General features: G+C 66.4%; 14 protein-coding genes. 11 read left to right on the top strand and 3 right to left on the bottom strand.

Annotated features, from left to right (window positions below; translation table 11 throughout):
* Window positions 1-3 precede the first annotated feature (3 nt).
* Entirely contained in the window at window positions 4-873 is an 870-nt protein-coding gene (locus tag BXU08_RS02520; protein ID WP_077508498.1) for an alpha/beta fold hydrolase, read from the top strand.
* A gap of 7 nt (window positions 874-880) precedes the next feature.
* On the opposite strand, the gene BXU08_RS02525 is transcribed toward BXU08_RS02520, so the two are convergent.
* Window positions 881-1,384 carry a hypothetical protein gene (locus BXU08_RS02525; protein ID WP_077508500.1) on the bottom strand — a complete coding sequence of 168 codons (504 nt, stop codon included), beginning with the start codon at window positions 1,382-1,384 and terminating at the stop codon, window positions 881-883.
* An 82-nt stretch (window positions 1,385-1,466) separates the two neighbouring features.
* Between BXU08_RS02525 and BXU08_RS02530 the strand changes: the two genes are divergently transcribed.
* Both BXU08_RS02530 and BXU08_RS02535 read left to right on the top strand, forming a co-directional pair.
* The gene (locus BXU08_RS02530; RefSeq protein WP_077508502.1) at window positions 1,467-2,600 is read left to right on the top strand and encodes a glycosyltransferase; all 1,134 of its coding nucleotides are present in this window, start codon (window positions 1,467-1,469) and stop codon (window positions 2,598-2,600) included.
* A gap of 65 nt (window positions 2,601-2,665) precedes the next feature.
* Window positions 2,666-4,069, top strand: coding sequence for a nitronate monooxygenase family protein (locus BXU08_RS02535; RefSeq protein WP_077508504.1), 1,404 nt, complete (start codon window positions 2,666-2,668; stop codon window positions 4,067-4,069).
* Window positions 4,070-4,109: 40 nt separating this feature from the next.
* Here BXU08_RS02535 and BXU08_RS02540 read toward each other — a convergent pair whose 3' ends face one another.
* The gene (locus tag BXU08_RS02540; RefSeq protein WP_077508506.1) at window positions 4,110-5,108 is read right to left on the bottom strand and encodes a D-glycerate dehydrogenase; all 999 of its coding nucleotides are present in this window, start codon (window positions 5,106-5,108) and stop codon (window positions 4,110-4,112) included.
* Window positions 5,109-5,201: 93 nt separating this feature from the next.
* Here BXU08_RS02540 and BXU08_RS02545 point away from each other — a divergent pair, with 93 nt between their 5' ends.
* Window positions 5,202-5,675, top strand: coding sequence for an SH3 domain-containing protein (locus tag BXU08_RS02545; protein ID WP_077508508.1), 474 nt, complete (start codon window positions 5,202-5,204; stop codon window positions 5,673-5,675).
* 538 nt (window positions 5,676-6,213) lie between these two features.
* Here the strand turns inward: BXU08_RS02545 and BXU08_RS02550 are convergent.
* Window positions 6,214-7,401: an acetyl-CoA C-acyltransferase gene (locus BXU08_RS02550; protein WP_077508510.1), complete on the bottom strand. Its 1,188-nt coding sequence runs from the start codon at window positions 7,399-7,401 to the stop codon at window positions 6,214-6,216.
* An 86-nt stretch (window positions 7,402-7,487) separates the two neighbouring features.
* Between BXU08_RS02550 and BXU08_RS02555 the strand changes: the two genes are divergently transcribed.
* The 7 genes from BXU08_RS02555 to BXU08_RS02580 all read left to right on the top strand — a co-directional run bounded on the left by BXU08_RS02555 (window position 7,488) and on the right by BXU08_RS02580 (window position 13,361).
* Entirely contained in the window at window positions 7,488-7,748 is a 261-nt protein-coding gene (locus tag BXU08_RS02555; protein ID WP_253190475.1) for a hypothetical protein, read from the top strand.
* Window positions 7,735-8,541, top strand: a complete 807-nt coding sequence (locus BXU08_RS02560) for an A24 family peptidase (protein ID WP_253190476.1) — start codon at window positions 7,735-7,737, stop codon at window positions 8,539-8,541. Before BXU08_RS02555 ends, BXU08_RS02560 begins: the two co-directional genes overlap by 14 nt.
* 23 nt (window positions 8,542-8,564) lie before the next feature.
* The gene (locus BXU08_RS02565; RefSeq protein ID WP_077508512.1) at window positions 8,565-9,971 is read left to right on the top strand and encodes a coniferyl aldehyde dehydrogenase; all 1,407 of its coding nucleotides are present in this window, start codon (window positions 8,565-8,567) and stop codon (window positions 9,969-9,971) included.
* Entirely contained in the window at window positions 9,968-10,135 is a 168-nt protein-coding gene (locus BXU08_RS19725; protein ID WP_171982392.1) for a hypothetical protein, read from the top strand. The genes BXU08_RS02565 and BXU08_RS19725 overlap by 4 nt, the downstream gene beginning before the upstream one ends.
* 186 nt (window positions 10,136-10,321) lie before the next feature.
* On the top strand, window positions 10,322-10,777 hold the full coding sequence (locus BXU08_RS02570; protein WP_077508514.1) for a MarR family winged helix-turn-helix transcriptional regulator: 456 nt from the start codon (window positions 10,322-10,324) through the stop codon (window positions 10,775-10,777).
* 70 nt (window positions 10,778-10,847) lie between these two features.
* The gene (locus tag BXU08_RS02575) at window positions 10,848-12,926 is read left to right on the top strand and encodes a malate synthase G (protein WP_077508516.1); all 2,079 of its coding nucleotides are present in this window, start codon (window positions 10,848-10,850) and stop codon (window positions 12,924-12,926) included.
* A 54-nt stretch (window positions 12,927-12,980) separates the two neighbouring features.
* Window positions 12,981-13,361 carry a Rap1a/Tai family immunity protein gene (locus tag BXU08_RS02580; protein ID WP_171982393.1) on the top strand — a complete coding sequence of 127 codons (381 nt, stop codon included), beginning with the start codon at window positions 12,981-12,983 and terminating at the stop codon, window positions 13,359-13,361.
* Window positions 13,362-13,418 lie beyond the last annotated feature (57 nt).

The following is a 13,418-nucleotide window of genomic DNA, read 5'->3' on the forward strand; positions in this document are numbered from 1 at the left end:
GCGATGGGTGAGCGGCGCAACTACAGCGATGGCTACTGGTGGTCGAAAGACGGCTTGCGGCTGCATTATCGCGACTATGCGGGTGCCGACGACACGCCGCCGGTGCTCTGTTTCCCCGGGCTGACCCGCAATGCGCGCGATTATGCACCGCTGGCCGAACGGCTGGCCGGCGACCGCCGCGTCATCCTGGTCGAGTTCCGCGGGCGCGGCGAGAGCGCCTATGCCAAGGACCCGATGTCCTATGTCCCGCTGACCTATTTGCAGGATGTCGAGGCGCTGCTGGCGGAGCTGGCGATCACGCGCTTCGTCGCGGTGGGGACCTCGCTGGGGGGGCTGGTGACGATGCTGCTCGCGGCGACCGATGGCGCCAAGCTGGCCGGGGCAGTGCTGAACGATGTTGGGCCAGAGCTCGACCCCGGCGGGCTGGCGCGGATCCGCACCTATGTCGGCAAGGCAGTGTGGCACCCGACCTGGATGCACGCGGCGCGTGCCGTCGCGGAGAGCAACGCCGATGTCTATCCTGGCTTCGGCATCGAGGATTGGCTGCGGATGGCCAAGCGGTTGTACCGCGTGAACAGCTCGGGGCGGATCGTGCTCGACTATGACATGAAGATCGCCGAGCCGTTCCGCGTGCCGGGCAACGAGGCCGGGCCGGACATGTGGCCGACGATCGATGCGCTCAAGGCCAAGCCGGTGCTGGTGGTGCGCGGCGAGCGATCGGATATTTTGCGCGCGGAGACGGCGGAGAAGATGGTCGCGCGGCTGCCACAGGGCGAGCTGGTGACCGTCGCTGGCGTTGGGCATGCCCCGACGCTCGACGAGCCCGAGGTGGTTGCGGCGATCGAGCGGCTGTTGGCGCGGATCGAAGCCTGACCGGCGATCAGACGCCCACCATCGCTTCCCACCACAGGCTGCTATACGTAGTGCGCCTCTCGAACTGGAACACACGGGTGAAGGAGCGCGATTTCAGCGCGCCTTGCCCGGTTATCGTCACTTCGAGGCCGCTTGCGAGGTCTCCCGGCTGGAGATCGATGACGACGATGCAGGCCGGATCGGGCGTGGGAGCATAGCACTCCGGCGCCTGCACATCGTGGGGATGCGCCAGTGCACGGGCAGTGATCTTGAAGGATTTGGGGTCAACGCCACCGGTCGTGGCGGTAAGATACGCGCGGACGCGCTGCAAATCCGGATAGTCCACTCCGATGGTCCAGCCGCTGCGCACGCTCGCCGGCGGATCGCTCCAGTTATCGAGTTCGAGCTTGAGGCCCTTGGCGTAATGCGGCTGTGTCGCGGGTTCGCTTGTCCGCACGAGCGGAAGCGCGACTGCAGCGATCGGAAGCAGGAAGATCGCGCAACCGACACCGATGATGATGCGCCTTCTCATGCGGCGATGCTAAGGCTGCTCGCGGACGTGGGCAACTCCGGCATGACGGATAGCGATTTCCCCGCTAAGCACCCCTCCCAGCATGTCCGTCCACATCCTCCACCTCCACTCGACCTTCAACTATGGCGGCAAGGAAGCGCGTGCCGTCCGGCTGATGAATGCGTTCGGGGATCGTGCGCGGCACACGATCGTCTCGGCGATGCCCGACCAGCTGGGCGCGCGCGATGCGATCGCCACGGGGATCAAGTACGAGATCGCCCAGAACCCGCCGCCGCTCTCCGGCCGGCCCTCGGCCAGGCGCTACGAGGAGATTGCGCGGTTCATGCGGCGCTTCGATCTCGTCCTCACCTATAATTGGGGCGCGATCGACGGGGTGATGGCGGCGCGGGTGTTCGGCAAGGGGCTGCCGCCGATCGTCCATCATGAGGACGGCTTCAACGCCGACGAGGCCGAGCGGCTCAACCCGGTACGCAACATGTATCGGCGGATCGCGTTGCCCGCGGCGAATGCGCTGGTGGTCCCCAGCCATGTGCTGGAGAAGGTAGCGCTCAAGCACTGGCGCCAGCCGGCGGAGCGGGTCCACCGGATCGCCAATGGCGTGCCGACGGCGCTCTATGCCGGCAAGCCCGACGCGAACCTGATCCCGCAGCTCAAGAACCGGCGCGAGGGCGAGGTGTTCGTCGGCTGCGTCGCGGGGCTGCGGCCGGTCAAGGACCTGCCGCTGCTCGTGCGTGCCTGCGCGGGCGTGAATGCGCGCTTCAAGCTGGTGATCTTGGGCGAGGGGCCCGAGCGGCAGAACATCCTGGATGCGGCCGAGGCGATGGCGATCGAGGACCAGGTCATCCTGCCCGGATTTCTGCCCGATCCGTATCGCTATATGGGGCTGTTCGACATCTATGCGATGTCGTCGAAGAGCGAGCAGGCGCCGATCTCGGTGCTGGAAGCGATGGCGGCGGGGCTGCCGGTGGTGTCGACCCGCGTAGGTGACATCCCGGTGATGGTTTCGCCCGAGAACGACCAGTTCCTCGCGCCCCGGCACCACGAAGTCGACTTGCGCGACCGCATCGACACGCTGGCGCGCAACCCGGATTCGATGCGTTATATCGGGCAACAGAACCGTCAGCGCGCTGGTGCGTTGTTCGACGAGGCACAGATGATCGCGGCCTATGCGCGGCTCTATGGCGAGGCGATGGGCCGTCCAGGTGTGTTAGGGTAACAAATGTTACTCGCGTCCGCTGCAGGTTGCGTATAGCGTCGCTCAAATTTTTGCCGGAGGTAGTTTTGTTCAAGGGTCTGACACCTATCAACTATAACGGCCGCGAGGTTTGGCCGCTGGTCGAGGGTGGCAAGGGTGTCGCGGCTACGAACCATGCCAGTGCGGGCGCCTGGGCGGCGGCCGGCGGCATCGGTACGGTGAGCGCGGTCAACGCCGACAGCTACGACGCCGAGGGCAAGATCATCCCGCAAATCTATCGCGCGCTGACTAGGCGCGAGCGCCACGAGGAACTGGTCGAATACGCGATCGAAGGCGCCGTCACCCAGGTGAAGAAGGCGTATGAGATCGCCGACGGCAAGGGCGCGGTGAATATCAACGTGCTGTGGGAAATGGGCGGCGCCCAGCGGATCCTGCACGGCGTGCTCGAGCGCACCCGCGGCATGGTCGCGGGCGTGACCTGCGGTGCAGGCATGCCGTATAAATTGAGCGAAATCACTGCGTCGTACGGTGTGAGCTATCTGCCGATCGTCAGCTCGGGCCGCGCATTCCGCGCCTTGTGGAAGCGGGCCTATTCGAAAGCGAGCGAGTGGCTGGCGGCGGTGGTCTATGAGGATCCCTGGCTGGCGGGCGGGCATAACGGGCTGTCCAACGCCGAGGATCCGCTGGTCCCGCAGAACCCGTATCCGCGCGTCAAGGAACTGCGCGACGTGATGCGCGAGGGCGGCATTTCGGACGACGTGCCGATCGTGATGGCAGGCGGCGTCTGGTTCCTGCGCGACTGGAGCGACTGGATCGACAATCCCGAGCTCGGCAAGATCGCCTTCCAGTTCGGCACGCGGCCGCTACTGACCAAAGAAAGCCCGATCCCGGAGGGGTGGAAGAACGAGCTGATGCAGCTGGAGGAGGGCGACATCCTACTGCACCGCTTCTCGCCGACCGGCTTCTATTCGTCCGCAGTGCGCAATCCGTTTCTGCGCAGCCTCGAAGCGCGCAGCGAGCGACAGATACCCTATTCGACCGAGGAGGCGGGCGATCACACCTTCCAGCTCGACGTCGGCGTGAAGGGCAAGAACTTCTGGGTGACGCGCAATGATCTGCTGCGCGCGCGGGAGTGGTTCGGGCTGGGCTTCACCTCGGCGCTCAAGACCCCGGACAACACGCTCGTCTTCGTCGGGGAGGAAGAGAAGGGCGTGATCCGCAAGGACCAGGCCGATTGCATGGGCTGCCTCAGCCAGTGCCAATTCTCGTCCTGGGCGGATACCGAGACCAACTCGACCGGCCGGCTGGCCGACCCGCGCAGCTTCTGCATCCAGAAGACGTTGCAGGACATCGCGCATGGCGGGCCGGTGGAGGAAAACCTCATGTTCGCGGGTCACGGCGCGTATAATTTCAAGCGCGATCCATTCTATTCGAACGGGTTCGTGCCGACGGTGAAGCAGCTGGTCGACCGGATTTTGACTGGGGATTGAGGCATATAAATCCTCCCTCGCTTCAGCGGGGGAGGATTTGTTAAAGCCACCCCTCCAGTACCTGATCCGGCGGGCGGTGGCCGTCGACCCAGGAGCGGATGTTGGTGATGACCTTCTGTCCCATCGCTGCGCGGCCTTCGAAGGTCGCCGAGCCGAGGTGCGGGAGGAGGACGACATTGTCGAGCGCGATCAGCCGCGGGTCGACGGCAGGCTCGTTCACATAGACGTCGAGCCCGGCGCCGGCGATCCTGCCTTCGCTCAGCGCCGTCACCAGCGCCTCGGGATCGACGATCTCGCCACGTGCGGTGTTGATCAGCCAGCCTTGGGGCCCGAGCAGGTCGAGCCGGCGCGCGTCGACCAGCCCGCCGGTGGACGCGCTGTGCGGCGTATGGATGGTGAGGATGTCGACCGCCTGCAGCATCGCATCGAGATCGGCATGCCAGGTCGCGCCAAGCTGGGCTTCGGCGACTTCGGGGATGCGGTGGCGGTTGTGATAGTGGATCTGGAGGCCGAAGGCGCGGGCGCGCTGGGCGACCGCCTGGCCGATCCGGCCCATGCCGAGGATGCCGAGCTTCTTGCCGCCGATGCGGTGGCCGCGCATGCCGGTGGGGCGCCAGCCGCTCCATTCGCCCGAGCGGACGAGCTTGTCGCCTTCGATCAGCCGGCGCGGCGCGGCGAGGATCAGCGCCATCGCCATGTCGGCGGTATCCTCGGTCAGCACGCCGGGCGTGTTGGTGACGGTGATGCCGCGCTCGCGCGCCGCCCTGAGATCGATATGGCCGAAGCCCGCGCCGTAATTGGCGATCAGGCGCAGGCGATCGGGCGCGGCGGCGATCAGCTCGGCGTCGATCCGGTCGGTGACCGTGGGGACGAAGACGTCGGCGTCCGCCATCGCCGCGGCGAGTGCCGGGCGGTCAAGCGGGCGATCGTCGGCGTTGAGCACGGCGTCGAACAACTCCGCCATCCGCGCCTCCACGGCCTCGGGAAGCGTCCGGGTGACGGTCACGCGGGGGCGGGCGGGGCGCGCGGTCTGTGCCATTCAGGGCGGCTTGGCCGGTGCCGGGGCCGCAGTCAACGGGTTGAAGCGCACGGCCGGCCCGCAGTATCACACTGTCAGACACAGGGGGATCGAATGCGCGTTGGGTGGCTGATAGTGGCGGCGGTGGTGCTCGGGATTGCCGTGCCCGTCGCGGCGCAGCGCAAGCCGCCTTATTGGGTGTCGATCGACGTCGACAAGGCGCATCTGCGCACCGGCCCCGGGCGTAACTATCCCGCGAGCTGGCTCTACAAGCGCCGCAACCTGCCGCTCAAGGTGCTCGACGTCTATGGCGAATGGCGCAAGGTCGAGGATTCGGGCGGCACCCAGGGCTGGATGCTGCGCAACTTCCTCGACGAGCGGCGCACCGCAATCGTGGTCGGCAGCATCGCCGACCTGCGTTCCGCGCCGCAGCCCGACGCCCATCTGAACTGGCGCGCCGAGCCCGGGGTTGTCGGTGTCATCAGCAAATGTGCCGAGGGCTGGTGCCGCTTCGATGTGGGCGGCCGCGCAGGCTATGTCGAGCAATCGCGCATCTGGGGCGTCGAGCCGGGCGAACTGGTGAACTGATAGCTCCTGCTCCTTTTGGGGACGGGAAGGAGCCCGCCGCGAAGCGATGGGAAAGGGTGACCGGCTTTCACCCTCACACTTCCGCCGACTTTGTCGGCTCCCTTCTTCTCCCCAAGGAGAAGGGCCCTCAGGTCCATTTCGATTGGAGGCTGGCGAGGCGAGGGCAATCGCAGTGGCGGGCGCATCACGAAGCCGAAGGTCACACCGGGGTCACACTATCGCGGATGTTTCAGCGGCGGCGTGACCAGGCGGAAAATTTCAAAAAAGATGAACCAACGCGATTTTGCGTTCTGGCCGGGATCGACGCTGTCAAAGAGCTAAGGGCTAAGTGCCCGACCGTCGATCTCAGCAGGCGAAATCTCGCCCAGCCGTCCGATCGACCCGGCGCTGGAAATCGCCCGCAGCGGGTGGTGGAGAGGCGTATCCACGGGCGTGCAATTTGCGGCCAAATCCCCTCCGTCAGGCTACGTCTGCCTCCTCCCCCGCTCCTGCGGAGCGAGGGAGGGGTTTGAGATCTGAATGTCGATGCAGCCTTGACTCAATCGAGCAGTTCGACTGCCATCGCGGTGGCTTCGCCGCCGCCGATGCAGAGCGAGGCAAGGCCGCGCTTCTGGCCGTGGGTTTCGAGCGCCGAGAGCAACGTCGCCAGCACGCGCGCGCCGCTGGCGCCAACCGGATGGCCGAGCGCGCAGGCGCCGCCATGGACGTTGAGCACGTCGTGGCTGATGCCGAGATCGTGCATCGCGATCATCGCGACGCAGGCGAACGCCTCGTTGACTTCGAACAGATCGACGTCGCCGATCTGCCAGCCGGCCTTTTCCAGCGCGCGGCGCATCGCAAAGACCGGAGCGGTGGTGAACCGCGACGGCGCATGGGCGTGCGCGGCATGCGCTACGACACGCGCGACGGGGGTGAGCCCGAGCCGATCGGCGACGCTCGCGCGCGTCATCACCAGCGCCGCCGCACCGTCCGAGATCGACGAGGCATTGGCGGCGGTGATCGTGCCGTCCTTCGAGAAGGCAGGCTTGAGCGTCGGGATTTTCGCGATGTCGCCGCGAGCGGGCTGTTCGTCGAGGGTGACCGTGGTGACGCCCTTGCGGCCCTTGACTTCGACGGGGACGATTTCGCGGTCGAACGCCCCCGATTGCTGCGCCTTTTGCGCGCGCTGGAGCGACTGGATCGCGAAATCATCCTGCGCCTGGCGGGCGAACTGATATTCCTGCGCGGTTTCCTCGGCGAAGCTGCCCATCAGGCGGCCGGGCTCATAGGCGTCCTCGAGCCCGTCGAGATACATATGGTCCTTGAGCACGTCATGGCCGATCCGCGCGCCGGCGCGGTGGCGCAGCGAGAGGTAGGGCGCGTTGGTCATGCTCTCCATCCCGCCCGCGACGATGAAGTCGGCGGAGCCCGCGGCGAGTGCTTCGGCGGCCATGATCGCCGCCTGCATGCCCGATCCGCACATCTTGTTGATCGTCGTCGCCTCGATGTGGTTCGGCAGCCCGGCGTTGAGCGCGGCCTGGCGCGCGGGCGCCTGGCCAAGCCCCGCGGGAAGCACGCAGCCCATGTAGATCCGCTCGATCGCGTCGCCCTTCAGCCCGGCGCGTTCGACTGCCGCGCCGACTGCGGTGGCGCCGAGATCGGTGGCACTGGCATCGGCCAGACACCCCTGGAAGCTGCCCATCGGCGTGCGGGCATAGGAAGCGATGACGATCTCGTCGGCGGACATTACGGTTCCTCTCGTTTGTTGGGGCGATCTAGTCCCCCGCGGGGCGGTTTGCAAAAGCCTCTGCCGCGCTTCAAGGAAGCTTCTGCATGACGCTCATCGACATCCTCAAATGGGCGGCTTCGATCAGCGGCATCATTGCCGCCTTCATGGTCTCGCTCGATTTCGGGCGGCGAGTGACCGGCTGGGGCTTCGCGCTGTTCGTCGCGTCGAGCATCTGCTGGATCACCGGCGCCTTCCTGTCCGAAGATCCGCCGCTGTGGACGCAGAACCTGGTGCTGTTCGCCATCAACATCTTCGGGGTCTATCGCTATCTGATCCGCAAGCGGCCGCCGCATGATGCCGATTGACGCCTGGCTGTGGCCGATACTGCTCGGGATACTCGGCCTGGTCTTCGGCAGCTTCATCGCCACGCTAGCGCTTCGCCTGCCCGAGGGGCGCTCGGCGCTGCGGGGGCGCTCGCAATGCGACGGCTGCGGCAAAGGGCTGGTAGCGCGTGAACTGGTGCCGGTGCTGAGCTATGTGCTCCAGCGCGGCCGGTGCCGCGGCTGTGGTGCGCCGATGCATCCGGGGCATGTCGCGACCGAACTGGCCGGCATGGCGATCGGGGTCACGGCCGGTGTGGTTGCGCCGGGACTGCCCGGCGTGGCCGGGGCGGTGTTCGGCTGGCTGCTGCTTGCGCTGGCGGCGCTCGACCTCGCCGCGTTCTGGCTTCCCAATTGGCTGACCGGTGCGCTGGCTGCGACGGGGCTGGTGGGCGGATTGCTTGACCTTGCGCCGGCGATCGACGCGCGGCTGATTGGCGGGATCGGCGGCTTTGCGGCGCTGGCGGCAGTGGCAGCGGGCTATCGCGTGATCCGTGGGCGGCAGGGGCTGGGCGGGGGCGATCCCAAGCTGTTCGGCGCGATCGGCTGCTGGCTGGGCTGGCAGGCGCTGCCGATGGTGCTGCTCGCCGCGGCGCTGATCGGGCTGGCGGCCGCATTTGGGCTGTGGATGGGCGGGCGGAAGATCGCTGCGACCGATCGGCTGCCGTTCGGCGTGATGCTTGCCGCCGCGGCCTTCACGGTGTGGATTGGGGCTGCGATCACGGCGGCGCCCGCGCTCGAGCCGACCACGATATACTTGGAAGTGCCGCCGCAATAAAGCTGCGCAGGACAGGAGGGGCGATGAAGGATCTATTGGAGCGCCAGCGCGCCGCGTTCATGACCGAGCTGCCGGTATCGCTCGACGCGCGCCGCGACCGTCTGAAGCGCGCGATCGCGATGGTGGCCGACAATGCGGGCCGGTTCTGCGACGCGCTCTCCGAGGATTTCGGCCATCGCAGCCGCGAGCAATCGATGATCGCCGATATCGCCGCGTCGGTGGGGCCGCTCCGCCACGCCCTCAAGCATGCCGGGCGCTGGTCGCGCTCCGAACGCAAGGCGACGATGTTCCCGTTGGGGCTGCTCGGTGCGCGCGCCTGGGTGGAATACCAGCCCAAGGGCGTGGTGGGGATCATCGCGCCGTGGAATTTCCCGGTGAACCTGGTGATGAGTCCGCTGGCCGGCGTGCTCGCGGCGGGCAACCGAGCGATGGTCAAGACAAGCGAGTTCACGCCGGTGGTCGCGGCGTTGTTCGAGGAACTGGCGCCGCGCTATTTCGCGATCGAGGAAGTCGCGTTCGTCAGCGGCGGGCCGGAGGTGGGCAAGGCGTTCGCCGAATTGCCGTTCGACCATCTGCTGTTCACCGGCGCAACGGGAATCGCCAGGCATATCCTCCATGCCGCGGCGGACAACCTCACGCCGGTGACGCTCGAGCTCGGCGGCAAATCGCCGGTGGTGGTCGGGCGATCGGCCGATATCGCCAAGGCCACCGAGCGGGTGGCGATGGGCAAGATGCTCAATGCCGGGCAGATATGCCTGGCGCCCGACTATATGCTGGTGCCCGAGGAGAAGGAGGCGGAAGTCGTCGCCGGGCTGACAAGGGCCGCGGCGGCGATGTATCCCAGCCTGCTCGCCAACCCGGACTATACTGCGGTGATCAACGACCGGCATCACGCCCGGCTGACCGACTGGATCGAGGATGCGCGCGCCAAGGGCGCCGAAGTGATCGCAGTCAACCCGGCGGGCGAGGACTTCGCGGCCTCCAATTCGCGCAAGCTGCCGCTCCACATCATCCGCGGCGCGACCGACGAGATGACGGTGATGCAGGAGGAGATTTTCGGGCCGGTGCTGCCGGTGCGGAGCTACGGGCATATCGATGACGCCGTCGCCGAAGTGAATCGCCGCGACCGGCCGCTGGCGCTCTATTATTTCGGCAGCGACGGCGAGGAGCGGCGCCGGGTGCTCGGCCGGACGATCTCGGGCGGGGTGACGCTGGACGACGTGATCTTCCATGTCAGCCAGGAGGAACTGCCCTTCGGCGGGATCGGGCCTTCGGGAACGGGCGCCTATCATGGCGAGGCAGGCTTTCGCACCTTCAGCCATGCGCGCAGCATCTACAAGCAGGCGCGGCTCGACGTGGCGAAGCTGGCGGGGATGAAGCCGCCTTATGGCAAGGCGACCTGGGCGACGATCAAACGGCAGATGAAATGACCCAGGCCATCCTTTCCCGATTGGGCGAGGCCGAGGGCGCATTCCCTTGGGAGGCGATGCTCGTTCTGTTCCTACTCCTCATCGCCTATGGCTTGATTGAGTATATATTCGGCCGCGGTCTGCGCAGGCTGTGGAGTTCGCTGACGCGGCCCGACGACAATTGAAAAAAAAGGCCGCCCCGAGGGACGGCCGTTTGAAAGTTTTAGGAGAGGATGCCTGAAAGGCCCGATCGTTCTGCGCCGCAGCGGGTTATGTTGCAAGTGCGAAGTGATGCCGATACCATTGCAGAATATGCAATCGTACAACGTTGTCACTTGCAGCGAGCGGAAGTTGACCGCACGGTGACCGGCATGGCCAAGACGCTAAAGCTCGACGAATTCCTGCCCTATCGACTCTCGATCGCCTCCAATATCGTGTCGGACGCAGTCGCGAGCGCGTATCGCACATTGTTCGGGCTGCGGATTCCGGAGTGGCGGCTCGTCGCAGTGCTCGCCGAGGGCGGAGCGATGAGCCAGCAGGCGCTGTGCGGGCGGACGCGGATGGACAAGGTCACCGTCAGCCGCGCCGCGATCGCGCTAGCCGATCGCGGTCTGATCCAGCGCGGCGCCAACCCCGAGGACCAGCGTTCGCATCTTCTGACTCTGTCGGAGCAGGGCTGGGCGCTCTACGAACAGGTCGCGCCCAAGGCGCTGGAATTCGAGCGGCGGATCTTCGAGACGCTGAGCGAATCGGAACGCGAACAACTGCGCGCGATGCTGGAGCGGATCGAGGCTGCGGCGCGCGTGTTGGACGGCGGGGTTGATTAGCGGCGCGACGCCGGATACTCCGCTTATGCCCTCCCCAGGCACGTAAACGATACCGCCAGGAGGAGTTTTCATGTCCGCTACTGTCGATCGCGCCGGGCTGAAGGTCGCCGAAGTGCTCGTGCGCTTCGTCGAGATGCGCGTGCTGCCGGGGCTGTCGATCGAGGCGGATGCGTTCTGGGCGGGCGCGGCGGAGCTCTTCGCGCGCTTCACGCCCGAAAACCGCGCGCTGCTGGCGAAGCGCGACGACCTCCAGGCCGAGATCGACCGCTGGTCGGGCGAAAATCCGGCCCGCGCCGCCGATCCCGCGGCGCAGGAGGCATTCCTGCGCGATATCGGCTATCTGGTTCCCGAACCCGGGCCGTTCACGATCGGCACGGCCAATGTCGACGATGAGATTGCGCGCATGGCCGGACCGCAGCTGGTGGTTCCTGCGCTCAACGCCCGCTTCGTGCTCAATGCCGCCAATGCGCGCTGGGGCAGCCTCTACGATGCGCTGTATGGCACCGACGCGCTGCCGGGCGTGGCGAGGCCAGGCGGATATGATGCGGAGCGGGGTGATCAGGTTATCGCCCGCGCCAGGGCGTTCCTCGACGAAGCGGTGCCGCTGGTAATCGACTGGGCCGACGTAGTGTCGCCGGAAGAGGTCGAACTCTATCTGTGCGAACCGGAAAAGTTGGTCGGCCGATCCGGCGACGGCTTCTTGTTTTGCAACAACGGCCTGCACATCAAGGTGGTGGTCGACCGCGGCCATCCGATCGGTCACGATGATCCGGCGGGTATCGCCGACGTGCTGCTCGAATCGGCGCTGACCACGATCGTCGATCTCGAGGATTCGGTCGCGGCGGTCGATGCCGAGGACAAGGTCGCCGCCTACGCCAATTGGCTGGGGCTGATGCAGGGCGATCTGGAAGAGCGGTTCGACAAGGGCGGGCGGAGCGTCACGCGCCAGATGAACCCGGATCGCGGCGATCTGTCCGGACGCTCGCTGTTGTTCGTGCGCAATGTCGGGCATCTGATGACCACCCCCGCGGTGCTGCTCGCCGACGGGCGGGAGGCGCCCGAGGGCATTCTGGATGCGATCGTGACCAGCCTGATCGCGCTCTACGACCTGCGCGGGCTTGGCCGGTTCCGCAATAGCCGGGCGGGATCGGTCTATATCGTCAAGCCCAAGATGCACGGGCCCGAGGAGTGCGGCTTCACCGACCGGCTGTTCGATGCGGTGGAGGATTTGCTCGGGCTGGCGCGGCACACGATCAAGGTCGGGGTGATGGACGAGGAGCGACGGACCTCGGCCAATCTCGCGGCGTGCATCCACGCCGTGAAAGACCGTATCGCCTTCATCAACACCGGCTTCCTCGATCGCACGGGCGACGAGATCCACACCAGCATGCGCGCCGGGCCGATCATGCCGAAAAGCGAGATCAAGGGCTCGGCCTGGATCAAGGCTTATGAGGACCGCAATGTCCGCATCGGGCTTGCCTGCGGGCTCTCGGGCAAGGCCCAGATCGGCAAGGGGATGTGGGCCGCGCCCGACCGGATGGCGGACATGCTCGCGCAAAAGGGTGCGCATCCGGAATCGGGCGCGAACACCGCCTGGGTGCCGTCGCCGACCGCGGCGACGCTGCACGCATTGCACTATCACCAGACCGACGTGTTCGCCCGACAGCGCACGATCGCGTCCGAGCCGGTGCCAGGGCTCGCGCCGCTGCTGACGATACCTGTGGCGCAGGGGCGCAAGTGGTCGCCCGACGAAGTCGCACGCGAGCTAGACAATAATGCCCAGGGCATCCTCGGCTATGTCGTGCGCTGGATCGATCAGGGCGTCGGCTGCTCGAAAGTGCCCGACATCCACGATATCGGGCTGATGGAGGACCGCGCGACGTTGCGCATCTCTTCGCAGCACATCGCCAATTGGCTGCTCCACGGCGTGGCGAGCGAAGCCGATGTCGAGGCGGCGTTGCGGCGGATGGCGGCGAAGGTCGATGCGCAGAATGCGGGCGATCCGCTGTACCGGCCGATGGCCGGTCGCGAGGGGGACAGTCTTGCGTTCCAGGCCGCCCGCGCTCTGGTGTTCGACGGAGTCGCCCAGCCCAATGGCTATACCGAGCCGCTCCTCCACAGCTTCCGCGCGCGCGCCAAGGCGGAGTGATTGCATTTGCAATTGCGCCGGTTACGGTCGGTTTCGCACAGGATGGGGGACGCGATGCTTTCGGGGAAACTACGCGCCGCGCTGGTTTGCGGCGCGCTCATGCTGCCGGTGGCTGCGATGGCGCAGGACGGCACGCCGGCACGCGGCGTCTTCAAGACTGGCGAGCAAGTCTATGCCGATTGCGTCTCGACCGATGCCGAGAGCGTGGCGCGGTGCGACTGGTTCCTGATGGGCGCGCATGACATGGCGAGCTATTATCAGGACACCGATCAGATCGAAGTCGATTTCTGCATTCCCCGGGGCACGACCGCGGAGACGATCCGCAAGGTGGCGGTCGATCGCTGGCGGGCCCAGCCGCAGTCGCGCAAATATTCGGCGGTCAGCGGCCTGCTCAACGCGTTGAGCGAAAAATATCCCGGGCCCTGCAAGAAGTGAATTGGTGGCTACGCGCTGAATTTGCTGATGAATCGCAGGGGCCGGGACCCAAAGCCG

It is taken from the genome of Sphingomonas sp. LM7, from assembly GCF_002002925.1.
Taxonomy (GTDB): domain Bacteria; phylum Pseudomonadota; class Alphaproteobacteria; order Sphingomonadales; family Sphingomonadaceae; genus Sphingomonas.

Bases quoted from the DNA above. Each gene is read 5' to 3' on its own strand.
- BXU08_RS02520 (WP_077508498.1), top strand. From the start codon at position 4: ATGGGTGAGCGGCGCAACTACAGCGATGGCTACTGGTGGTCGAAAGAC.
- BXU08_RS02525 (WP_077508500.1), bottom strand. From the start codon at position 1,384: ATGAGAAGGCGCATCATCATCGGTGTCGGTTGCGCGATCTTCCTGCTT.
- BXU08_RS02530 (WP_077508502.1), top strand. From the start codon at position 1,467: ATGTCCGTCCACATCCTCCACCTCCACTCGACCTTCAACTATGGCGGC.
- BXU08_RS02540 (WP_077508506.1), bottom strand. From the start codon at position 5,108: ATGGCACAGACCGCGCGCCCCGCCCGCCCCCGCGTGACCGTCACCCGG.
- BXU08_RS02545 (WP_077508508.1), top strand. From the start codon at position 5,202: ATGCGCGTTGGGTGGCTGATAGTGGCGGCGGTGGTGCTCGGGATTGCC.
- BXU08_RS02550 (WP_077508510.1), bottom strand. From the start codon at position 7,401: ATGTCCGCCGACGAGATCGTCATCGCTTCCTATGCCCGCACGCCGATG.
- BXU08_RS02555 (WP_253190475.1), top strand. From the start codon at position 7,488: ATGACGCTCATCGACATCCTCAAATGGGCGGCTTCGATCAGCGGCATC.
- BXU08_RS02560 (WP_253190476.1), top strand. From the start codon at position 7,735: ATGATGCCGATTGACGCCTGGCTGTGGCCGATACTGCTCGGGATACTC.
- BXU08_RS02565 (WP_077508512.1), top strand. From the start codon at position 8,565: ATGAAGGATCTATTGGAGCGCCAGCGCGCCGCGTTCATGACCGAGCTG.
- BXU08_RS19725 (WP_171982392.1), top strand. From the start codon at position 9,968: ATGACCCAGGCCATCCTTTCCCGATTGGGCGAGGCCGAGGGCGCATTC.
- BXU08_RS02570 (WP_077508514.1), top strand. From the start codon at position 10,322: ATGGCCAAGACGCTAAAGCTCGACGAATTCCTGCCCTATCGACTCTCG.
- BXU08_RS02575 (WP_077508516.1), top strand. From the start codon at position 10,848: ATGTCCGCTACTGTCGATCGCGCCGGGCTGAAGGTCGCCGAAGTGCTC.
- BXU08_RS02580 (WP_171982393.1), top strand. From the start codon at position 12,981: ATGCTTTCGGGGAAACTACGCGCCGCGCTGGTTTGCGGCGCGCTCATG.